Annotated in this window: 19 protein-coding genes; 9 read left to right on the plus strand and 10 right to left on the minus strand. The window is 42.1% G+C overall.

The genetic code is table 11. The annotated features are described in order from the left end of the window. Positions 1-32 precede the first annotated feature (32 nt). On the plus strand, positions 33-638 hold the full coding sequence (locus IEX80_RS14760; RefSeq protein WP_188833335.1) for a helix-turn-helix domain-containing protein: 606 nt from the start codon (positions 33-35) through the stop codon (positions 636-638). A gap of 90 nt (positions 639-728) precedes the next feature. Here the strand turns inward: IEX80_RS14760 and IEX80_RS14765 are convergent, their stop codons facing one another. Both IEX80_RS14765 and murB read right to left on the minus strand, forming a co-directional pair. Then, positions 729-1,265 (minus strand): RNA polymerase sigma factor, encoded by a 537-nt coding sequence (locus IEX80_RS14765; protein WP_090528721.1) that lies wholly within the window; start codon positions 1,263-1,265, stop codon positions 729-731. A gap of 263 nt (positions 1,266-1,528) precedes the next feature. Then, the gene (gene murB, locus IEX80_RS14770) at positions 1,529-2,575 is read right to left on the minus strand and encodes a UDP-N-acetylmuramate dehydrogenase (RefSeq protein WP_373290397.1); all 1,047 of its coding nucleotides are present in this window, start codon (positions 2,573-2,575) and stop codon (positions 1,529-1,531) included. 328 nt (positions 2,576-2,903) lie between these two features. On the opposite strand from murB, the gene IEX80_RS14775 reads away from it, so the two are divergent. The 5 genes from IEX80_RS14775 to IEX80_RS14795 all read left to right on the plus strand — a co-directional run bounded on the left by IEX80_RS14775 (position 2,904) and on the right by IEX80_RS14795 (position 8,805). After that, on the plus strand, positions 2,904-3,281 hold the full coding sequence (locus tag IEX80_RS14775; RefSeq protein WP_091165901.1) for a BlaI/MecI/CopY family transcriptional regulator: 378 nt from the start codon (positions 2,904-2,906) through the stop codon (positions 3,279-3,281). A 5-nt stretch (positions 3,282-3,286) separates the two neighbouring features. Then, positions 3,287-5,287, plus strand: a complete 2,001-nt coding sequence (locus tag IEX80_RS14780; RefSeq protein WP_188833337.1) for a M56 family metallopeptidase — start codon at positions 3,287-3,289, stop codon at positions 5,285-5,287. A 188-nt stretch (positions 5,288-5,475) separates the two neighbouring features. Beyond that, entirely contained in the window at positions 5,476-7,164 is a 1,689-nt protein-coding gene (recN, locus tag IEX80_RS14785) for a DNA repair protein RecN (protein ID WP_188833338.1), read from the plus strand. Between the two features lie 29 nt (positions 7,165-7,193). Further along, on the plus strand, positions 7,194-7,958 hold the full coding sequence (locus tag IEX80_RS14790) for an energy transducer TonB (protein WP_090528735.1): 765 nt from the start codon (positions 7,194-7,196) through the stop codon (positions 7,956-7,958). Positions 7,959-7,992: 34 nt separating this feature from the next. Then, positions 7,993-8,805: an enoyl-ACP reductase FabI gene (locus IEX80_RS14795; RefSeq protein ID WP_090528737.1), complete on the plus strand. Its 813-nt coding sequence runs from the start codon at positions 7,993-7,995 to the stop codon at positions 8,803-8,805. A 70-nt stretch (positions 8,806-8,875) separates the two neighbouring features. Here the strand turns inward: IEX80_RS14795 and IEX80_RS14800 are convergent, their stop codons facing one another. Continuing rightward, the gene (locus tag IEX80_RS14800) at positions 8,876-9,253 is read right to left on the minus strand and encodes a hypothetical protein (protein WP_090528741.1); all 378 of its coding nucleotides are present in this window, start codon (positions 9,251-9,253) and stop codon (positions 8,876-8,878) included. A 196-nt stretch (positions 9,254-9,449) separates the two neighbouring features. On the opposite strand from IEX80_RS14800, the gene IEX80_RS14805 reads away from it, so the two are divergent. Next, entirely contained in the window at positions 9,450-10,511 is a 1,062-nt protein-coding gene (locus tag IEX80_RS14805; protein WP_188833339.1) for a carboxypeptidase-like regulatory domain-containing protein, read from the plus strand. A gap of 244 nt (positions 10,512-10,755) precedes the next feature. Here IEX80_RS14805 and IEX80_RS14810 read toward each other — a convergent pair whose 3' ends face one another. Continuing rightward, entirely contained in the window at positions 10,756-13,290 is a 2,535-nt protein-coding gene (locus IEX80_RS14810) for an ATP-dependent Clp protease ATP-binding subunit (protein WP_090528747.1), read from the minus strand. Between the two features lie 524 nt (positions 13,291-13,814). On the opposite strand from IEX80_RS14810, the gene ettA reads away from it, so the two are divergent. Continuing rightward, positions 13,815-15,497 (plus strand): energy-dependent translational throttle protein EttA, encoded by a 1,683-nt coding sequence (gene ettA, locus IEX80_RS14815; protein WP_090528750.1) that lies wholly within the window; start codon positions 13,815-13,817, stop codon positions 15,495-15,497. 86 nt (positions 15,498-15,583) lie between these two features. Then, a complete protein-coding gene (locus IEX80_RS14820) occupies positions 15,584-16,000 on the plus strand; it encodes an SMI1/KNR4 family protein (RefSeq protein WP_188833340.1) in 417 nt (138 codons plus the stop codon). Between the two features lie 205 nt (positions 16,001-16,205). On the opposite strand, the gene IEX80_RS14825 is transcribed toward IEX80_RS14820, so the two are convergent. The 6 genes from IEX80_RS14825 to IEX80_RS14850 form a co-directional block, all read right to left on the minus strand. Beyond that, positions 16,206-17,015, minus strand: coding sequence for an SDR family oxidoreductase (locus IEX80_RS14825; RefSeq protein WP_188833341.1), 810 nt, complete (start codon positions 17,013-17,015; stop codon positions 16,206-16,208). Positions 17,016-17,287: 272 nt separating this feature from the next. Further along, entirely contained in the window at positions 17,288-18,610 is a 1,323-nt protein-coding gene (locus IEX80_RS14830; protein WP_229701635.1) for an MFS transporter, read from the minus strand. 140 nt (positions 18,611-18,750) lie between these two features. Beyond that, positions 18,751-20,133: a M20/M25/M40 family metallo-hydrolase gene (locus tag IEX80_RS14835; protein WP_188833342.1), complete on the minus strand. Its 1,383-nt coding sequence runs from the start codon at positions 20,131-20,133 to the stop codon at positions 18,751-18,753. A gap of 209 nt (positions 20,134-20,342) precedes the next feature. Beyond that, a complete protein-coding gene (gene recG, locus IEX80_RS14840) occupies positions 20,343-22,442 on the minus strand; it encodes an ATP-dependent DNA helicase RecG (RefSeq protein WP_188833343.1) in 2,100 nt (699 codons plus the stop codon). A 418-nt stretch (positions 22,443-22,860) separates the two neighbouring features. Then, complete coding sequence (locus IEX80_RS14845) at positions 22,861-23,238, minus strand: RidA family protein (RefSeq protein WP_091217590.1); 378 nt, start codon at positions 23,236-23,238, stop codon at positions 22,861-22,863. Further along, positions 23,235-23,378, minus strand: coding sequence for a DUF6728 family protein (locus IEX80_RS14850; RefSeq protein ID WP_162997005.1), 144 nt, complete (start codon positions 23,376-23,378; stop codon positions 23,235-23,237). The genes IEX80_RS14845 and IEX80_RS14850 overlap by 4 nt, the downstream gene beginning before the upstream one ends. Between the last annotated feature and the right edge of the window lie 32 nt (positions 23,379-23,410).

Raw genomic sequence — 23,410 nt, forward strand, 5'->3', positions numbered from 1 at the left:
TGTTATACTTTTGTTCAGCAAAATATATCAATATGAAAACCTATAACCCCGGAAAAAAGATTAAAGAATTGCGCAACCGTAAAGGATTAAGCCAGGAAGAATTGGCTGAACAGGCCCAACTAAGTTTAAGAACCGTACAACGAATAGAAAACGATGAAACAGACGCAAGGGGCGATACACTTAAAAGACTGGCAGCCGCGCTAAATATTACGCCCGAAGATTTAACAGAAATAAATGCCGAGCCAACGGAGATCTTGAGTAATGATAACCGAAACTTCTTGTTGCAATTCAATTTATCAGCCTTAAGTTTTATCATATTCCCATTATTAGGAATAGCATTGCCACTTGCCCTGTGGTTGTCTAACAGAAAAACATTAACCGATATCGATAAACCTTGCAAGCGGCTTATCAACTTTCAAATTTCGTGGTGCTTGTTTATCGCAGTAACGACAATCATCCTTATTAATAACGATTTTTTTCATATTCCATCTATACTAAATTTGGGCGCCGGCGAACTTTTACTTTTAGGTTTTCCGTTGTTTTATGCTATAAACTTTATTTATATCGTTTTCAACAGCGTACTGGTATATAACACCCGGCAAATATTTTATCAGCCAGCTGTACCTTTTTTAAGATAACACAAACCCGTTAATAACCCGAGCTAAAACAAGAAACCCGCCTCATGGGCGGGTTTCCTATTTATATATATGATGGAGTTTAATTGAACATTAATTCTCTGCGTAAACGGGTTTGGCGATGCCGTTATCATATGCCTTAAGGTTTTTCTTGAGCAGCTTGCGTGCTACGTGTATGCGGGTTTTTACCGTACCGATCGGGATATCCAGGTGATCGGCAATTTCATGGTATTTATGGCCTTCAAAATACATAGTGAAGGGTACATAATAATCTTCGGGCAGCCTGTCTAAAGCTTTTTTAATATCATCCATAACAAATTTGGCTTCGCCCTGGTTTTTGGTTGAACTGAATACCAGGTTGGGCGACGATATTTCATCACTCTTGGTAACGAAAGTGCTCATTTTAACAAAACGGCGATAGTTGTTGATGAATGTGTTTTTCATGATGGTATATAACCATCCTTTTAAATTGGTGCCTTCCTTAAACTTGTTGTAGTAAGTTATGGCCTTCAACATTGTATCCTGGACAAGGTCGTTAGCATCGTCTGCGTCGTGCGTGAAATGTAAAGCGTATGATCTTAAAGAAGTCGCCTGACGTAGTACAAGGGTGTTAAACTCAATCTTTGTCATTTTGTTAAAGTTTTGTGTTAACAATTAGACAAGCATGATGCCATTAAGCCAAAGTGTGTAGTAAAAAGTCCACATTTAAACATCGGTATTGAAACTTACCCATTGTGTAACATTCACACATTGATAACAAATACCATACTGAAAAACAGGACGTTATGAATTTCAACATTCGAGAATCAAACTTATTCAGGGAACATTTGTAACAGGAATGTTATTCAGAAGAAATTTTATTAAAAATGAAAATTCACTTTAAATAAACTTATTTAACTAATAATATTAACCTCACGTTGTAGTGTAACGCCAAATTTAGTGTACACACTGTCTATGATTTGCGACGAAAAGTTATACACTTCCTGCCCCGTAGCACCTCCGTGGTTCACCAAAACCAGGGCCTGGTTTTTCCATGTTCCTGTGTGGCCAACGGTTTTTCCTTTCCATCCACATTGTTCAATGAGCCATCCGGCAGCCAGTTTTACGCCGCCATCAGCAGCAGGATAGTTTACCACATCAGGAAATTTAGCTTGCACCACAGCAAATTCTTCGGCACTGATCACCGGATTTTTAAAGAAACTGCCCGCGTTTCCTATAGTTGACGGATCGGGTAATTTGGATACCCGGATATGCGCCACTACCTGCGATACATCTTTAATAGTAGGGTTTGAGATACCCCTGTTTTGTAATTCTTGCTCAATAGCCCCATATCTGGTGTTAATGCTTGCCACCAGCGATAAGTGGAACTTTACAGACACTATAATATACTGTCCCCTCAGCTCGGCTTTAAAAATGCTTTCGCGGTAACCAAATTTACAATCCTCTTTACTGAAAGTTCTGAATGTTCCTGTCGCTATTTCAAAAGCGCAGCAACTTTGAAATACATCTTTAAGCTCAACGCCATAGGCGCCTATATTTTGTATAGGCGATGCCCCTACCGAACCCGGGATCAGGCTCAGGTTTTCGATACCTGCATAGTCATGGGCAACGCAATAATTAACCAAGTCATTCCATACCTCGCCACCACCTGCTTCTACATAAACGTCATCATGGCTGATGCGGTGTTCTATTCCGCGGATATTCATACGGATTACCAGTCCGTCAAAATCATTAACCATGAGCATATTGCTGCCGCCACCGAGTATTAGTCGCTCTGTTTGCTGCCACTGCGGGTCGGCAAACAATTCTGTTAGTTCGGTTTCATGGGCTATCTCTACAAAATAACGGGCGCTGGTATCAATACCGAAAGTGTTAAAATTTTTGAGGGATACGTTTTCTTGTATTTGCAGCATGTTTTTTTGATGTCGGATTTGAGATATTTGATTTCGGAGTTTTTATTTTCCGAATCTATTGAGTACAAAAGTAACCAAAAGATAGCGATTTTGCCTGAACCGGGATTTGGTGGATTTTGTCTGAACTCGAATTTGTAGAATAAAAGAATTAACAGAATGCCCGGCAAATTCGAGAAATTCTCAAAATTTGTTTAATTCGAGTTCAGAAAAAAATAACCAACCACCCACCTAATCAAACCAATCAACCACCCTCCTCTTCCCCAACCGTTAAAATTGTTAAATAATTTCAAAACTATTTGCAAATACGAAATCTATCGTAGATATTTGTACGAAGAAATTCGTAATATAGAAACAGATGGAAATTAAACCAACAGAAAGCGAACTCGAAATTTTACAGGTGATCTGGAAAAAGGGCCAGTGCACCGTACGTGAAGTTCACGAGGAGCTTGCTAAAAACAAGGATGCCGGCTACACCACTACTTTAAAATTGATGCAGATTATGCATGATAAGGGAATGGTTGAGCGCGACACCACTTCAAAAACCCATGTTTACAAGGCTTTATTCACAATGGAGCAGGCCCAAAGCAACGCTCTGGATAAAATCTTGTCTACTGTATTTAAAGGCTCCACTTCCGATTTGGTGATCCAGGCGCTTGGCCAGCACCGCGCATCAAAAGACGAGATTGACGCTATTAAAAATTTTTTGAATCAATTTGATCAGGATAAAAAATAAACGTGATGGAAAATTTATTCTATAATATAAGCCAAGTGTTGGGCGTAACTATTCTGCAATCGTTATGGCAGGGTTTGTTAGTATGGTTTGCCTTAAGGTTAGTGTTTATTTGCAGGCCGCAGTTATCGGCCATTAAAAAGCACAATTTGGCCATGGGCGCCATCCTTGCCATAAGCGCCTGGTTTATATACACGTTTATCCATCAGTTCAGGCTGCACGAGTGGATCAATTATACATCCGCCAATGCACCATCTTTATTACCACGTTTCTACCTTCCGCTGCATGAAGTAGCATTCAAACCGCAAAGCAATTATTACGAATACGTTATAAAAGGCTATCTGCCTTATATATCAGCCCTTTACTTTGCTGGTTTGGTATTTAACCTGCTTAAAGTTAGCTTAAGCTGGCAAAGGATCAGCCTGATAAAACGTACCATGGTACCCGCCGACAGGCTGCAGGACTTTGCCGATGAGCTTTGCCAAAAGCTGGGCATTACTAAAAATGTGTGGGTAAACTTTAGCCGTATGGTTGATGCCCCTTGTATGATAGGCTTTTTAAGCCCCATTATTTTGTTGCCGATAACCCTTACTACATACTTATCGGCTACCGAGGTTGAAGCCATTTTACTGCACGAGCTATCGCACATTAAACGTAACGATTACCTGCTGAACCTGATGCAGCAATTTATTTCCATACTGTTATTCTTTAATCCCTTTGCCCAATTAATTAATCGAATCATTAACCAGGAGCGCGAAAACAGCTGCGATGACCTTGTTGTGCAAACAACACAGCAACCCTTGATCTATGCACACGCGCTTTTGAAGCTTGAGCAAACCAGGCAGCAGCATTTACTGCTGGCCCTGGCTGCTAATGGCAAAAAATATCATTTATTAAACAGAATTGAACGCATTATGAAAACAAAGAAACCTATAGGCAATATCCGCCACCTGCTTGTGGCCATTGCTATAATGACTGCCGGCGTTAGCAGCATTGCCTGGCTAAACCCCACTATAAAAGATGGCAAGCTAACCGTTAAAAAGGTTACTGCCCCTGCCGCCTTACACGCCATATTTGTGGAAGATACCATACGTAAGGCTGCTCCTAAAACTAAAAAGCCCGTAACCTATAAAAAGAAAACCCAGGCCGAAATAGTTAGAGCTAAACAACGCCATGATAATTTTGACTATAGCGGCTTTAACGACCCCGATCTTGAAAAACTCAGCGCCGAAGTAAACAAACAAGGCGAGCTGATTGGTAAATACTACAACAGCAATGATTTCAAAAAGCAACAGGAAATGCTTGAAGCTAAAAGCAAAGCCCTGCAGGCCTATTATAATACTGAAGGCATGGAAAAAATGAAACTGGAAATGCAAAAAATGGGCGAAGATTTTCAAAAGGAATATGGCGAAACTTCCGAATCTAAAAAAACCAGTGAACAGATGGGTGAGATAGGCCGCAAGATCGGTGCTTATTACAGCAGTCCTGAGTTTAAAAAAATGAACGAAGAGCTGGAGAAAAAGTATGGCATTCCGCATAACCGCGGCTATAATAGCTATAATGACGATAGAGACCCTAATTACAAAAAGTACCAGGACGAGCTGCAAAGCAAGATCCCGGCCGACGTAAAAGAGCAAACAGAGCTACTGAAAACGCTGGGCCAAAAAATCCGCAGCCGCTATGATTCGCCGGAGTTTATTGCTAAAAGAAACCGCATGCAGGCCATGGGCGATAGCATCAGGATGGCCTACAACAATCCCGATATGAAAAAACTACAGGAGGATATGAGGGATATTGGCCGGCAAATGCGTAGCTTCCAGGATAGCCCTGAAATTAGAGCGGCACAACAACGGCTTAAAGAAGCCAGCAAAAAACTGCGGGACTATATGAAAAGCCCGGCGTTTAAACAAAAAATGAAACTTTACCGCGATAAAATGGACAAAGACTTTGATTATAAATTTGATACCGACGATAAAGAGGAAATCAAAGCCGATAGCGCTACAAATTGATACTAAGTCAGAAGTCTTAAGTCGGGAGTCTTAAGTCTCAAGTCCAGCTTCGACTTTGAACTTTGGACTTAAGACTTTTGACTCACCCCAACTGAGACTAAATAAATTAGCAATTAGCATTAAAAATATTTTTTAAAGAACCTTAATTTGTAATTTAGTGTCCTCAATAAAATGAGGACACTTTTTTTATGCTTCAAAAGCTAACCATTAATAATTACGCGCTTATCGATAACCTGGAGATAGGTTTTGATAGCGGCCTGAACATATTAACCGGCGAAACCGGTGCAGGTAAATCGATCATATTGGGTGCCCTTTCACTTATTTTAGGACAGCGGGCCGAAAGTAAATACTTTTTCAACCAGCAGAAAAAATGCGTTATTGAGGGCACTTTCAAAATCAGCGGCTTTCATTTGGCCGATTTCTTTGAAGAAAACGATCTCGATTACGAAACGGAGACCGTGCTGCGCCGGGAGATCTCGGCCGATGGCAAATCTCGTGCTTTTGTGAACGATACCCCGGTTAACCTCTCAGCCCTGAAACAGTTGGGCGAAAAACTGATAGATATCCACTCGCAGCACGCTACATTGGAAATTAATGACCCGGATTTTCAATTGTTAGTAGTTGATTCGGTTGCGCGTCATTCAGATTTACTGTTTGATTATCAAACAAAATTCCGGGCCTATAAAAAATCATTGAGTAAGCTTAACCAATTGATTGCCGAAAGCGACAAGGCAAAAGCCGATCTGGATTATTTCCAGTTTCAGTTTGATGAGTTGGAAAAAGGTGCATTGGTTGCCGATGAACAGGAACATCTGGAACAGGAGCTCAACACCCTTAATAATGCAGAAGAAATTAAACGCAGCCTTTTAGGCGCTAATTATCTTTTACAGGACGGCGAGGCTGCCGCATTGATCCAGTTAAAAGAAGCTGGACAGGCTTTAGGTTCGATAGAAAAATACAATCCTGCTGTTGCCGAATTACATCAGCGTATCAATAGCATTATTATTGAACTTAAAGATATCGCCGCCGAAATTGAAGGCATCGAGCAGCATACTTTTATTGACGAAGCCCGTGCCGAAGAGGTGAACAACCGGTTAAGCATGATCTACAATCTGCAAAAAAAGCATCGGGTAAATACCATCGCCGAGCTATTGCAGATTCAGGAAGAATTATCAGACAAAGTGCAGCAAGCCCTTTTTGGTGACGAAGCTATCGAAAAACTGCAAAAACAAATTGCCGCCGATAAAGCCGAACTTGAAAAGCTGGCGACGCAGTTATCAGTCAACCGCAAAAAAGCTATCCCGGATATTGAGAAGCAGGTGTTGGCAACGCTGGCCGAAATGGGGATGGGAAACTCGAGTTTGAAGATTGAGCAGACGCCCCCCCCGCCCCCTAAAGGGGGAGCTACCGAGCAAGCTCCCTTACTTACTGCTACGGGGATCGACAACATTAAATTTTTGTTTTCGGCTAATAAGGGACATGCTTTGGCCGAGATGAGCAAAGTCGCCTCGGGTGGTGAGCTTTCGAGACTGATGCTGAGCATTAAATCTATCGTAGCGCAATACACAGCCCTGCCTACCATTATTTTTGATGAGATAGATACAGGCGTATCGGGCGAAGTTGCCAACAAGGTTGGGCAGATCATGGAGCGCTTAGCCCAAAACCTGCAGGTAATTACCATTACCCATTTGCCGCAAATTGCCAGCAAGGGCCAAAGCCATTATTTTGTTTATAAGGATGACAGCGAGGCGGCTACTTTTACCCGCATTAAACAGCTGAATAATGATGAACGGGTATTGGAAATTGCCAAAATGCTAAGCGGGGATAAGCCGGGTGAGAGTGCTTTGCAAAATGCGAGGGAACTGTTGAGCGTTTAGTCAAGTGATTACATATAACCTAAACCGTGATGAGAACATTTTTATGCGCGATACTGCTGCTGGTTTCGATCAATTTATCGGCTCAAAAAAGCAAACCCGATACGGTTATTAAGCGTGACACTATTAACCTGCGTGGGTATATTTACGACAGCATGGGTAAACCCATCAGGCACATCGGTATACAATCAACAAACACCTGGATGGAAGCACCTTCATGGCACGTGGGCACTATGACCGATACTACCGGTTATTTTGAATTAAAAGGGGCAAAGTTTAATGATACTCTAACTTTTGAAGAAAGTGTGTTATATAATGCCGTCCCGGTTTATAATAAAGGTAGCAGGTATATGATCATTTACCTGGCTTCGTTACCTCCGATAGATATAACTGCTCAAAACCCTATAGCTATTACCGCTGTTCGTAAACACAAAAAAGTGACACCGATATTTAACGTAACTTACAGTACAGCTAATATTGATAAATTTAGCTTTCAAGCACCCCCAAAATTTGAAGGCGGAAACGGGCACTTTACTGAACTGATAAAACAGCAGCTACATTACCCACCCAAAGCTATTGACAATAATATTGAGGGTACTGTAACCGTAGCTTTCCAGGTTGAAAGAGACGGCTTCCCTGTTAAATTTAAAGTATTGAAAGGTATAGGTTACGGCTGCGAGGAAGTGCTGATCAACATTATCAAATCCCTCCCCCACTGGCGACCGGCGATTGAAAATGGGAGACCGGTGGCGGTGCCTCAAACTGTTTCGGTTGAATTTAAACTAACTGATAAATAATTATAACTTTGCTTCAATTATAAAAACTTAACAAATGGCTTATAATTTATTAAAAGGTAAAAAAGGCATCATTTTCGGTGCACTAAATGAGCAATCAATAGCCTGGAAGGTAGCACAGCGTGCCGTACAGGAAGGTGCTGAAATTGTATTATCAAACGCCCCTATTGCTTTACGCATGGGCGAACTCAATAAACTGGCCGAAGAATGTAACGCGCCGGTTATTGGTGCCGATGTTACCAATGGCGATGATATCAATAACCTGTTCACCAAAACCATGGAGCATTTTGGCGGCAAGGTTGACTTCATCCTGCACTCAATAGGCATGAGCGTTAACGTACGCAAAAACATCCCTTACTTTGAAAACAATTACGATTTTACCCATAAAGGGTTTGATATATCTGCATTAAGCCTTCACCGCATTTTGCAGGCTGCCATGAAACATGATGCCATTAATGAATGGGGATCGGTATTGGCTTTAAGCTATATCGCCGCTCAGCGTTATTTCCCTGGCTACAATGACATGGCCGATAACAAAGCAGTATTAGAAAGCATTGCCCGTAACTTTGGTTATGAGTACGGCATGGCTAAAAAAGTACGTGTTAATACCATCTCTCAGTCGCCAACCCGTACAACCGCAGGTTCGGGCGTAAAAGGCTTCGACGGCTTTATTGAGTTTGCCGAAAAAATGAGCCCGCTGGGTAATGCTGATGCTGATCAGTGCGCTGATTACTGCGTTACTATGTTTAGCGATTTAACCAAAATGGTTACCATGCAAAACCTTTTCCATGACGGTGGTTTTTCTTACACTGGCGTAACCCAGGCGGTTATTGACCAGATGGGGAAATAATTTCAAATGTTCTTAAACAAAAAGGAGCGTTGCGTTTGCAAGGCTCCTTTTTGTTTTGAGTTAGATTGGATTACGGCACCAATACTATTTTCACTTTTCGGGGATCTGGTTTAGCTGGCACTGTACCATCAGCATTTTGAGCATCTATGTATAACACACCATTGCCATACTCAGCTCTAAATGTTACACCTCCATACACATTAGGCAATTGCTCATACGTCCCATTGTTATCCAGGTATACCAAAACAGCGCCATGCTTATCATAATAATCTGTAATTTCAGGAACATTTAAAGTTGATGTATATCCACCAACGTCACTATTAGCAACAAAAGCTGGTAGGGTATCAAAAATAGTGGTAGCACTCGGGCTGGTAGTTACATATTCCTTTTTACACGATGTTGCAGCAAGTACTATAGTGCAGCAAATTAAAGTCAAGATTTTTTTCATAAAGTATTGCGTTAATTATATAACTGTTTGAACAAAAAATTGTTCAAAGGTTTAAACGTTTTTTAAATTATTTTATTTCGGATCATCGTTTCTGAAGATTTTTTATGCGGCTATATCGATTAACTAATGTTTTAGTTTAACTTTAACTATGCGTAAGTCCTTATTGCTTTTATTGTTACTGATACCTGCGTACTGTATGGCCCAGGTAAAAATTACCGGCAAAGTAATTAACATGACCGATACCAGGCCTGTGCCCAATGCCAGTGTGTTTTTAAACAATGCCCAGGTAGGCAACAAAACGGCTGATGACGGTACTTTCATCCTGAGCAACGTAAAGCCCGGCAAGTATGATTTCATTATATCTATAGTAGGTTATGAAACCTACACTTATAGTTTGCAGGCGGGCAGTACCAATATCAACCTGGGTACCATCAGCATTATCCCCAAAACTTTTCAGTTAAATGAAGTAAAGATCAGGCCTGATCCTAACCGTGAAAAATACTATGCTATTTTCAGGCAGCAATTTTTAGGCTATTCGGACAATGCCGCCAAATGTAAAATCCTGAACTCAGATGTGCTTGATTTTGATTATGATGACATCACCTATGTACTAAAAGCTTCTTCGCATGATTTCTTAGAGATTGAAAACAAGGCTCTCGGCTATAGGATAAAGTACAAACTAACCAACTTCAATTACAACCCGGCAAAAGCTATGTTGTATTATGAGGGAATCTCCAACTTCGAAGACCTGAAGGGAACCGAAAAACAAAAGCGTAAATGGCGTAAAGAACGACAATCAGCGTACCTTGGTTCATATATGCATTTCTATCGGTCGGCTATAAAAGATAGTCTCACACAAGAAAACTTTGTTGTGATGCGCCTGATCCGTAAACCCAATCCAAATTACCACGGTGGCCTCAATAATAAATACCTGCAAAGTCTTGTCAATAAACCCTTAGACAGGGCCGACTTTTTCAAGCTAACAGACCAGGAAGGCTTATTTGCTATAGGATTTACCGATTGCCTGTATGTTATGTATACTAAAAAAGGCCAAGCCCCTTCAGATAATACCGTACAGGCTTTTAATATGCCTAACAATGCCACAACCATTATTTCTTTCGATGAGCCATATGCCTTTTTTGATAACAATGGTATTGTAGCTAACCCTCATTCGGTAATCTATGAAGGTGACTGGGGCATAAGTCGCGTTGCCGAAATGTTACCGGTTGATTATGAGCAGGTGGTGGAAAAAAAGTAAGTCTGAATCAGAATTTTCAGAATTAAAGGATTTACAGAATATTGTCTGAACTCGGATTAAACGGATTGAGTGAATTATCAGAATGAAAAGGCAATTAAATAAATTCTTAAAATTCAAAAAATACGAGTTCAGACAAAAATCCGATTAATCCCAAAAATCCACTAAAATCCTGGTTCAGACAGCAAACAAAACCCCGTTCCGAAAAATCGAAACGGGGTTTTAATATTACTTACAGTATTGCAAATTACTTTTGCTCTTCCTGCTCTGGTTTTTTGCTTTCGCCTTTACGGTCGGTGATTTTGATCTCTTTGGTTTCAGTATCAAAATCAACCACCATCACGTCACCTTCGGCCAATTCACCTTTAAGGATCTCTTCGGCAATTGGATCTTCCAGATATTTCTGGATGGCGCGTTTAAGCGGCCTTGCACCAAATTGCGAGTCATAACCTTTATCGGCAATAAACTCTTTGGCAGCTTCGGTAAGCTCGATTTTGAAACCTAAGCCATTTACACGGCTAAACAGGTAGGCAAGCTCGATATCGATGATCCTGAAGATCTCTTCTTTACCTAATGAGTTAAATACGATAACATCATCAATACGGTTCAGGAACTCAGGGGCAAATGCACGTTTCAATGCATTCTCAATAACACCGCGTGAATGGCTTTCGGCCTGTAAAGTTTTAGCATTAGTGCTGAAACCTACGCCCTGGCCAAAGTCTTTCAACTGACGGGCACCGATGTTTGATGTCATGATGATGATCGTATTCCTGAAATCAACCTTACGGCCTAATGAATCGGTCAACTGACCTTCATCCAAAACCTGCAACAGGATATTGAATACATCAGGGTGAGCTTTTTCAATCTCATCCAGTAATACTACAGCATATGGCTTACGTCGTACTTTTTCAGTTAACTGACCGCCTTCTTCATAACCTACGTAGCCCGGAGGCGCACCCACTAAACGGGATACCGCAAATTTCTCCATGTACTCGCTCATATCAATCTGGATCAGGGCATCTTCAGTGTCAAACATAAAGCGGGCAAGCTCTTTAGCAAGCTCGGTTTTACCAACACCTGTAGGACCCAGGAAGATGAATGAACCAATAGGCTTTTTAGGATCTTTCAAACCTGCACGCGTACGTTGTATAGCACGGGTTAGCTTTTTGATAGCCTCATCCTGACCAATGATCTTGCTGGCAACAGTATCGCTCATGTGCAACAGCTTCTGACTGTCGGCCTGGCCTACACGTTGTACAGGGATACCGGTCATCATTGATACAACTTCGGCAACGTTGTCTTCAGTTACAGTATAGCGTTTTGATTTTGTTTCGGCTTCCCAAACAGCTTTTGCCTGGTCAAGTTCAACTAACAAATTCTTCTCAGTATCACGTAACTGCGCAGCTTCCTCGTATTTCTGACTGCGAACAACTTTGTTTTTCTCAATCTTGATCTGTTCTATCTTCTGTTCAATATCTAAAATGTTTTGAGGCACGTGGATATTGGTTAAGTGAACACGTGAACCTGCTTCATCAAGCGCGTCGATAGCCTTGTCCGGTAAAAACCTGTCGGTAATATAACGGGTGGTTAAGTTAACGCAAGCGTTGATTGCTTCAGGAGTATAAGTAACACCGTGGTGCTCTTCATATTTATCCTTAATGCGGTTCAGTATTTCAATAGTTTCAGTCGGTGTAGCCGGCTCAACCATTACCTTTTGGAAACGACGGTCCAAAGCACCATCTTTTTCAATGTACTGGCGGTATTCATCTAAAGTTGTTGCGCCAATGCATTGTATCTCTCCCCTCGCCAAAGCTGGTTTAAACATATTTGACGCATCAAGCGAACCTGAAGCACCACCAGCGCCTACTATAGTATGGATCTCGTCAATAAATAAAATTACATCAGGTGATTTTTCCAGTTCGTTCATTACCGCTTTCATACGCTCTTCAAACTGGCCGCGGTATTTGGTACCGGCAACCAATGAGGCTAAATCAAGTGTAACTACACGCTTATTGAACAATACACGTGATACTTTACGCTGAACAATGCGTAATGCAAGCCCTTCGGCAATGGCCGATTTACCTACACCCGGCTCACCTATTAATATAGGGTTGTTCTTTTTACGGCGCGACAGAATTTGTGATACCCTTTCGATCTCTTTTTCACGACCGACAATAGGGTCAAGCTTGCCATCTTCGGCGGCGCGGGTTAAATCGCGGCCGAAGTTATCAAGTACCGGTGTTTTTGATTTAATGTCGGATACTTTTTTAGGCTGGCTAAATGACTCTTCTTCTTTAAAGTCGTCATCGCCGCCTGTAGGTGATCCCGGCATTTCGTCAGTAACATCGTTTTTATGCGATTCAACTTCACCTTTAAATACTTCATAGTTCACATTGAACTGTACAAGTATTTGTGAGGCGATGTTGTCCTCATCGCGAAGGATAGACAGCAGCAGGTGCTCTGTACCAATCACATCGCTTTTAAATATTTTGGCTTCCAGATAAGTTATCTTCAATACCTTCTCGGCCTGTTTTGTTAACGGGATGCTGCCGATATGTACGTTTGTTCCAATAGTTCCCTTTACTGCATCCTCAACGGCGCGGCGAAGTTTTGCGGTATCAACGTTCAATCCCTTCAGCAATTTAATTGCTACACCATCCCCATCGCGGATAAGCCCAAGCAAAAGATGTTCTGTACCAATATAGTCATGCCCAAGGCGTAATGCCTCTTCCCTACTATATTGAATAACATCCTTTACCCTCGGCGAAAATTTAGCTTCCATATATACCTTTCTAATTATTGAACGCCCTAATGTATAAATTATGTTTTTACAAATTACGACGCCTGTTTACTTTCATCAACAATATTGCCAACATTTAATGCTTTGCAGAAACAGACATTGTAATGATACGCAATGTATCAAAGTTTGGCATCAATCAACAGTTTTTATCTGAAAAGCCCGCTAACAAGCATTTTTTTTACAATATACGAACGAAACTTACCTGTTTGATATAAATATCCTAAAAAAGTTTAAACAAATTTCAAATATTTAATAACATTTCCACCTTTTACGGCATTTCGTCATAAACATGACAATTAGGCATTAGCCAGCAGGTATCGTCATATAACTTATATACGGGAAACCCTCGGTGATGGTTGTGCGCTTCGCTTAAGATTCAATTAAATTTAAATTAACATTATAACTCAAAAAACAACTTAAAATTACTACCCCCTAATCATTAATCTACAACCTCCGTTTCATCTATTTTAGCCATATTTGAATTTCTATTTATTGATCCAATTATAATGGCAGACGAAAAGATAATTTTTTCAATGGCCGGGGTGAGCAAAGTTTATCCCCCGCAAAAAACAGTATTAAAAAACATATACCTGTCGTTTTTTTACGGCGCTAAAATTGGCGTTATCGGCTTAAATGGTTCCGGTAAATCGTCATTGCTCAAAATTATTGCAGGCATTGATAAAACCAATATAGGCGAGGTGGTATTTTCGCCGGGCTATACCGTTGGCTACCTGAGCCAGGAACCGGAACTTGATCCTGAAAAAACCGTGCGCGAAATAGTTGAAGAAGGTGTTTCTGAAACTACTGCCTTATTAAAGGAGTACGAAGAGATCAACGAAAAATTCGGTCTTCCGGAATATTATGAAGATGCCGATGCCATGGAGAAACTCATGAACCGCCAGGGCGAATTACAGGATAAAATTGATGCGGTAAACGCGTGGGAGCTGGATAGCAAACTGGAACGCGCCATGGATGCCCTGCGCTGTCCTGAACCGGACACCAAAATTTCGGTACTATCAGGAGGCGAGCGCCGCCGCGTAGCTTTATGTCGCCTTTTATTAAAGGAGCCGGATGTATTGTTGCTCGATGAGCCTACCAACCACCTGGATGCCGAATCTATTGATTGGCTGGAGCAACATTTACAACAATATAAAGGAACAGTTATCGCTGTAACGCACGACAGATACTTCCTTGACAACGTTGCCGGCTGGATCCTCGAACTCGACCGTGGAGAAGGAATCCCATGGAAAGGAAATTATTCCTCATGGCTGGATCAAAAAGCCAAGCGTTTGGCCCAGGAAGAGAAGAGCGAGAGCAAACGCCAGAAAACCCTGGAACGCGAGCTGGAGTGGGTACGCATGGGCCCGAAAGGTCGCCACGCCAAGTCAAAAGCCCGTTTAGGCAATTACGAAAAACTGGCATCTGAGGAAACCAAAGAACGCGAAGAAAAACTGGAGCTGTTCATTCCGCCGGGCCCGCGTTTAGGTAACGTAGTAATTGAAGCCAATGGCGTAAGCAAATCATATGGCGATAAATTATTGTTCGATAACCTGAGCTTCTCCTTGCCTCCTGCCGGTATAGTTGGCATCATTGGCCCTAACGGCGCGGGTAAAACTACACTGTTCCGTTTAATCACCGGACAAGATCAGCCGGATGCCGGTACCTTCCGTGTGGGCGAAACCGTAGCCTTGGGTTATGTAGACCAGATGCATGACGATCTCGACCCTAACAAATCTGTTTGGGAAAACGTAACCGGCGGTTTGGAAACTATTATGGTAGGTAACCGTCCGTTAAATTCAAGGGCATACGTATCCAAGTTTAACTTTAACGGTGCCGATCAGCAGAAAAAAGTGGGTGTACTATCGGGCGGCGAGCGTAACCGTGTGCACTTATCTATCACCCTCAAAAAAGGATCGAACGTATTGCTGCTGGATGAGCCTACTAACGATATTGACGTAAATACTTTACGTGCACTGGAAGAAGCCCTGGAAAACTTTGGCGGCTGCGCTGTAGTGATCAGTCACGACCGCTGGTTCCTCGACCGTATTTGTACCCATATCCTGGCCTTTGAAGGCAACTCGCAGGTTTACTTTTTTGAAGGAAACTATTCTGATTATGAAGAGAACAGGAAGAAACGTTTGGGCGATGTTGCTCCGAAAAGGATCAAGTATAAGAAGTTGACAGCGTAAGTCCGTATAAAGGCCGTATCTAAAAACAAGTGATGCGGCCTTTTTTTATAGTTTAACTGAGTTCTTTAACACGCGATCTAAATAAAATGGAAAAGCTCGAATACCTATTAAATAAATACGAGTGTGAACGGAGGTCAAAACCTTTGGAACAGAATATTTTAAACGCTCTTCCTTTTCAACTACCTGAAGACTATAAATATTACCTCGAAAATTACGGACCGTTTGGGGAGTTTATTGGCGAAAACTTTGTGCGCCTATGGCCAGGCGAAGAACTTGCAGAAGCAAACGATGGTTATGAATTTCCTGAATACAGGCCTGGTATATTAGGTATTGGCACCAACGGTGGAGGCGAATTCATTGGCATCCAATTTAGAAAAGATGGAACTCATCGTATTATTCTTTCAGATTTTCTTAATGACGAAGAAAAGTACTTTATTGAAATCGGCACATCTTTTTCAGATATGCTTATTCGATTGGATAATGGCAAAGATTGGTTTGAATAAAATAAAATCCAAAATCTGCCGTGGGTTTAGCGATAGCGTAACCCGTGGTAAAACACGCATAAAGCTTTCAGCTTTATCACTGAAGCTGAAAGCTTAAGCAATGCCCACTCCGGGTTACGCTATCGCTAAACCCGAAGTAGTTTTGAATTTAACAAAAAATGCCATCCTAACCGGATGGCATTTTTATAGCTATTGAAATAAAATCTTACTTTATCCCGTAATGATCATTCATCAATTTCTCAAACAACCCACCCGGCAATATCGCTTTTAGCGTAGGCACAATAGTTTGGCCAACCTGCCCAACCAGGTAACGATGTTTAGGGCTTGACGAAGCTACTATCGAAACCAGCTTTTTAGCTAATGATTCAGGGCTTGGGGCAATGCTTTCGTCTTTTTCCATAGCGGCAACGGCGGCATTGTATTCAGTTTCAAGCTTATCATTTTTGATAGGAAATTTAACCTTAGCGCGGTTCTGGCTAAAATCCGATTTAAAATCACCCGGATTAAGCAGAGTTACTTTAACACCTGTATTACGCAGTTCCATCCTTAAACTTTGCGAGTAGCCTTCAATAGCATATTTTGAGGCGCTGTACATACCCTGGTATGGCAAACCGAATAAACCAGCTAACGAGCTGATATTTACAATAAGTCCCTGACCTTTTTCGATCATACCCGGCAATACTGCCGAACTAACACGGATCACACCAAAAAAGTTAACCTCAAACTGTTGCTTCGCACTTTCAACCGGCATAGCATAAGCCGGACCAGTTACACCATTGCCGGCATTGTTCACCAATACGTCGATTTTGCCTTCGACCTTAATAATGGTGTCGATTGCTGCCTTTACCGAAGCATCGTCGGTAACATCAAGTTGAACAGGTTTAAACGATACAGATTTCATGCGGTCGAGGTTACGTGATGAGCCGTAAACCGTATGGCCTGCCGCTTGCAGTGCACTGGCACAAGCTAAGCCAATACCAGAAGATGCTCCTGTTACTAATATTACCTTTTTCATTGTTTGTAAGGGTGAGTTTGTTTTATTGTTTATTGGTTTGATGATGCCGTTTTTTGGCAACGTAAAGATGTGAATTTATCATGCAGCAAAGCAAGGGGATAGATTAAAAATAATGTTATCTACACAAAAAATTCATGATGGGAGAAGGAGGTTAAAACACATATCGTCATGCTGAACTTGTTTCAGCACCCCACGTGTTAAGCCGCCTTGCTAAGCAATTGCCGACCTTGCTTATGGGATGCTGAAACAAGTTACCCATGACGGTTGGGGATCTATCCTTCCTTTATCCCCTCTTCACCCGGCGCATGGATCTGTTGCAGGGATAGCGGGATCAGTTTCTTAGTCTTGAGATAAGTAATGCCCACAATAAGCATAGTCATGCTGCCGCCAAATAACACCGACGGAACAGTGCCTAACAATTGCGCTGCCGTGCCCGATTCAAAAGCGCCGATCTCGTTAGATGAGCCGATAAACATCTGGTTCACGGCCGATACCCTGCCACGCATATGATCAGGTGTCAAAAGCTGCATCAGCGTACCTCGGATAATAACACTGATGCTATCAAAAGCACCTTCGGTAAATATAAACAACAGCGACAAATAAAAATTAGTAGATAAACCGAAGCATATGATAGACAAGCCAAAACCTGTTACCGCAATAAGCAGGTTACGCCATGGTTTTCCCATTGGCGAAAAACGCGTCATCACCAGCATGGTCAATACTGCACCTAATGATGACATGGCCCTCATGATACCCAATCCTTCGGCGCCTACTTTTAATATTTCGTTGGCAAAAACCGGCAGTAAAGCCACAGCACCACCAAAAAACACCGAGAACAGGTCAAGGCTCATGGCGCCGATCATCATTTTGTTTCCAAACACAAAATGAATCCCTTCCGAAAGGCTTTTCCAGATACTTTCTTTAGGAACATATTGCGCCGGATATTGACGCAGCATGTATACCAATACCAGTGATACTAATAATAAAAATAGGATACAGCTAAACGTAGCGGTAATACCACTTAAGCCCGGTATTACTTTATCCGCATAACCGTATATTAAACCACCTGCTGCCGGGCCCAAAATAGATGCAACTTGCCAGCTGCTACTGCTCCAGGTACTGCCATTTGGATACAATTCTTTTGGGATACTGTTAGCGTAAATGGTGAATGTTGCCGGGCCATAAAAGGCTCGCGCCACACCATTACAAAATATCATAGCGTACATAATAGGTACAATCCAACCAGTATGAATAATACCGCTCATGCTTTTGAGTGTTACGGTAAACATCACCAGGGATGTCAGTAACACTCCACTAAAGATCAGCAAAAGCATTTTTCGCTTTTCAGATTTATCGGCGATATAGCCGCCGTACAAAGCAATACCAATAGCCGGAATAGCCTCGCACAAGCCAATAAGGCCGAGGGCTATTTTACTATGGGTGATACTATAGATATAAAAGCCGAGGACTACGGCCTGCATGGAATATGCAAAGGTGAAACAAAAACGCATGCCTATGTAAGATCTGAAATCTTTATAACGCAATGCTGCAAAGGAGTCTACTTTCCGGGGTTTACTATCGCCTTCTTCGGTCACTATTTATTAATTTTTAGATGTGCCGCAAAGGTAGCTATTTTTTTGAACCTTGATTTTTAGGATTAGAAGATTACCATGAATTTTATGCATGGTACCACATCAGGATCATCCTTTAATCCTAAAAATCATGGTTCGGTTCCTTACAATCCGTGCTGATCTATCAAATAAATTAACGCTGCCATACCAGCCGCGCCAAGTTCCAGCTCACGTTTGTTTACGTTTTCAAAAACGTCTTTAGCAGTATGGTGCAAGTCGAAATATCGTTGTGAATCCGGGCGGAAGCCAATCAATACTACTCCCGGTACCGTTTCTTTCATCGGCTCAATATCCGTACCCGCCCCTCCGATTGTTAACTTGTCAACATCGTATGGCTCCAGGATTGATTTGAAGTTATCATTCACTTTTTTGATAAAATCTTTTGATACATCGGCAAAGCTGAACCCGCGAGGCGTAAAGCCACCTTCGTCGGTTTCAATAGCGGCAATGTGTTGCTCCTTATTTTGGGCGGCCAGTTCGGCATATTTAGTGCCGCCTTTATGACCGTTCTCCTCGTTCATGAAAAGCACGGCGCGTACCGAGTTTTTAGGTTTATAACCTACTGACTTAAAAATGCGCAATACTTCAACCGACTGCATTACGCCGGTACCGTCGTCATGTGCACCTTCGGCCAAATCCCATGAATCCAGGTGGCCGCCAACGGTAATAAATTTATTAGGATTTTCAGAACCGGTAATTTCGCCTATAACGTTATATGATTTCACATCAGGCAGTAACTCGCAATTTTGCTTAAAGTAAAATTTTGCCGCCGGGAATTTCCTCAACTTAAGCATAGCGCTTAACTTATTGGCTGCTTTTGTAGAGATGGCCGCAGCTGGAATCATTTTACTGCCCGGGGCAGCAAGGGTAGCGCCGGTATGCGGATAATCATCGATGATTTCAGTGAGCGAACGTACGATTACACCGGCTGCACCAAGTTTGGCGGCTACGGCCGGTCCCATAAAACGCTGATCGCCTGCTGTGCCGTAGGCCATACCTGTTTCAATAAAACGCGGATCGAATGCTCGGTTAAAGAAAACGATCTTTCCTTTCACCACACTCTCGCCAAGCCCCTCAAGTTCTTTTATGCTTTTAACCTCTATAACATTAGCTGTAATACCCGCTTTAGGCGTTGCTATCGACATACCCAGGGCAACAATTGGTACCGGGATGCGGGTTTTACCATCAATAATAGCGGCCTCTTCTTTCGCACCGCGCACCCAATGTGGCACCATTACTTCCTGCAGGTAAACTTTATCGAAACCATAACCATCCATCAGTTTTTTACTCCAGTCGACAGCCTTTTGAGCATTGCCAGAACCGCTGAGGCGCTGACCTATATTTTTACACAGGTAATGGAGATTTTCATAACACTGGCCATTAACCAATGCTTCGTCATACATTTTGCGGATAGTTAAAGAGTCCTGTGCCTCAACTTGTGTACACAGCAATGCAGCAACAGAAAATAATAAAGTAAATTTCTTCATATATAAATAGTAAGATCAGTTTTAACAAATGTACTATTTGACAGCTAAAGGAGGAAGGGTTACGGGCATTATACTAAATTAAAAAAGACCTCATTGCGAGGTACGAAGCAATCCCAAACTTTACCCGGCGAACCTGCACAGCTACTCTACACACCGGGGATTGCTTCGTTCCTCGCAATGACGCGGGATTATTCTGTAGTATTCCTGGCTTACGATATCTTATCCCAACTCAACCCTGCGTTCTTTACTTCAAAGGCATGATGCAAAATCTGGTTTTCGGGATGAGCCAGCTGCGGGTCTTTTTCAAATATGGCTTCAACACACTTGCGCACCTTAAAAAGCAGCTCCTGGTCGGTGGCCAGGTTGGCCAGCTTCAAATCTACCACGCCGCTTTGCTGGGTACCTTCTATATTGCCCGGTCCCCGCAACTGCAGGTCTATCTCCGAAATTTCAAAGCCATTGTTGGTTTTTACCATGGTATCCAAACGAATCTTGCCGTCGTGACTCAATTTATGACTGCTCATCAAAATACAATAGGATTGCTCGGCCCCGCGTCCTACCCTCCCCCTCAGTTGGTGCAATTGCGACAGGCCAAAACGCTCGGCATTTTCAATGATCATCACCGAAGCATTCGGTACGTTTACCCCTACTTCTATTACGGTAGTGGCCACCATGATCTGCGTTTCTCCTTTAATAAAACGCTGCATTTCAAAATCTTTCTCGGCAGGCTTCATTTTGCCGTGTACAATGCTAAGCCGGTAATCAGGCAGCGGAAACTCGCGCGACATGGCTTCGATGCCGTCCTGTAGGTTTTTAAGGTCGAGCTTTTCACTTTCCTGGATCAGCGGATATACTACATAGACCTGCCTGCCCAATGCTATCTCCCGTTTCATAAAACCAAACATCCGTAAGCGCTGATTTTCATAAAAATGAACCGTTTGGATAGGTTTACGACCAGCCGGCAACTGGTCAATCACTGACACATCCAGGTCACCATATAATGTCATGGCAAGTGTACGGGGGATAGGTGTAGCCGTCATCACCAATATATGCGGCGGAACAGCATTTTTTCGCCAAAGTTTAGCCCGCTGCTCAACCCCAAAGCGATGCTGTTCATCAATTACCACAAAGCCCAGGTTTTTAAACTGTACTTTATCTTCAATAAGGGCATGGGTACCAACCAATATTTTAAGCGTACCTTCTTCAAGCTTTTGATGCAACACTTTACGCTCCTTTTGCCTGGTTGAACCGGTTAATAACGCTACTTCAATAAAATCATCGCCCACCAGGCTTTTAATGGTTTGATAATGCTGGTTGGCCAATATCTCGGTAGGCGCCATGATACAGGTTTGAAAACCGTTATCAATAGCTATTAACATGCTCATCAGCGCTACTACTGTTTTACCGCTGCCCACATCACCCTGAAGCAGACGATTCATTTGTATGCCTCGCTGGGTATCCTGCCTAATCTCCTTCAATACCCGCTTCTGCGGATCGGTCAAAGTAAAAGGCAGCTTGTGATGATAAAACTCATTAAAATAATGACCAACTTTATCAAATACATTCCCTTTAAACTTTTGCGTATGAAGCAGTTTATTTTTAAGTAGTTTAAGCTGGAGCAGAAACAACTCTTCAAACTTCAAACGGTGTAATGCTTCATTAAGAAATGTAGCATCAGCCGGGAAATGAATGTTACGATAAGCATCGGCCCGGTTGAGCAGCTTAAACTGATTGATGATATATAAAGGCAAGTTTTCGCGTATGTCCTTAGCATGCAGATCAAGCAATACCGCAGTAAGTTTTTGAATTCCTTTGCTATCCAGCGAAAATTGTTTGAGCTTTTCTGTTGAGTTGTAAACAGGTTGTAAGGATAGGTTGCCCTGTTTTTGAGCACCCGGCATATATAACTCCATTTCGGGATGCGCCATCTGTGGCATCATGTTAAAAAAGCCGGGCTTTCCGAACAATATATAAACCTTACCGGGAATAATGGTTTTCTCTATCCAGTTAATGCCTTTAAACCATACCAGCTCAATAATACCAGTATCGTCCTTAGCCTTTACCACCAGGCGGCGGCTTTGTTTTTCACCAACAATTTCTTTGTTGATAATACGCGCCAGCACCTGTACATAAGGCAGTTCTTCACGTATCTCCCTTACCTTATAAAAGCGGGTACGGTCAATATACCTGAACGGGAAATGGCGCAGCAGATCCTCAAAGGTGTGCAGTTCAAGTTCCTTTTTCAAAACCTCGGCCCTCGACTGGCCTACACCTTTTAAGTATACAAGTGGCGTTTGAAAAGGATTCATTGATTAACTGTTTTAACCTTTCTTTATAGCGGTAGAGTAAATGTAGTTTATGTGGTTTTTTTAAATTAACAGATGGCTATAAATAACCTATCGACTAATCTATAATATAACGAGATAATCGTTGGTTGGGCCAGGATGCAAGGTAAATGGAGCGTTCTTAAAATCTGCTTATCGAGTTTCATATGCAAACCTAATCTCTAACCTCTAACCGCCAATCTTTAATTTTGGGCGTTCCTGCGGCCGGGCTATCCGCTCATACGCCTGCAGGCCTTAGGCTCAAGCCGGTATCCACTCCTATCCCTAACGCATTTGTCTGAATCAGAAATTACAGAATTTAGGAATTAGCAGAATTCAAAAAATTCAGTGAACCCCTAAATCCGTATAATCCCAGTTCAGACAAAATCCGAAATCGAAAAATCTACTTAACCGCAATAACCGAGATCTCAACGTTTACCCCTTTTGGTAAAGCGGATACCTGGATAGTTTCGCGGGCCGGAAAATCGGCAGTAAAATAGGTTCCGTAAACTTCGTTAACCTGTACAAAATTTTGCAGATCGGTTAAGAAGATACTGGTTTTTACTATGTTATCGAAACCTAAACCGGCTTCGGTTAAAATAGCTTTGATGTTTTCCATTACCTGTGTAGCCTCTGCCTTGATGTCACTGCTGATGAGTTCGCCACTTAGCGGATCAATAGGGATCTGACCCGAAACAAATAAAAAACCGCCGGCTAAAGTAGCCTGGCTATATGGCCCAATAGGGGCAGGTGCATTGTTGGTATTGATGATTGTTTTCATTTTTTAAGTATAAATACCTGTACCAGTTTCCAGATAATCCCGGCCAGGAACATAATAATAGCCAGCGCATTTATAAAATGCATCACCCTTAAATTAAAATTATCGGGGCGGTTCGGATCTTTTTTTCTGAAGAAATACATTACACAAACTTACGTAAAATTTTGCCGCTGTA

Origin of the sequence: Mucilaginibacter rubeus, assembly GCF_014643835.1 — a bacterium.
Taxonomy (GTDB): Bacteria; Bacteroidota; Bacteroidia; order Sphingobacteriales; family Sphingobacteriaceae; genus Mucilaginibacter; species Mucilaginibacter rubeus.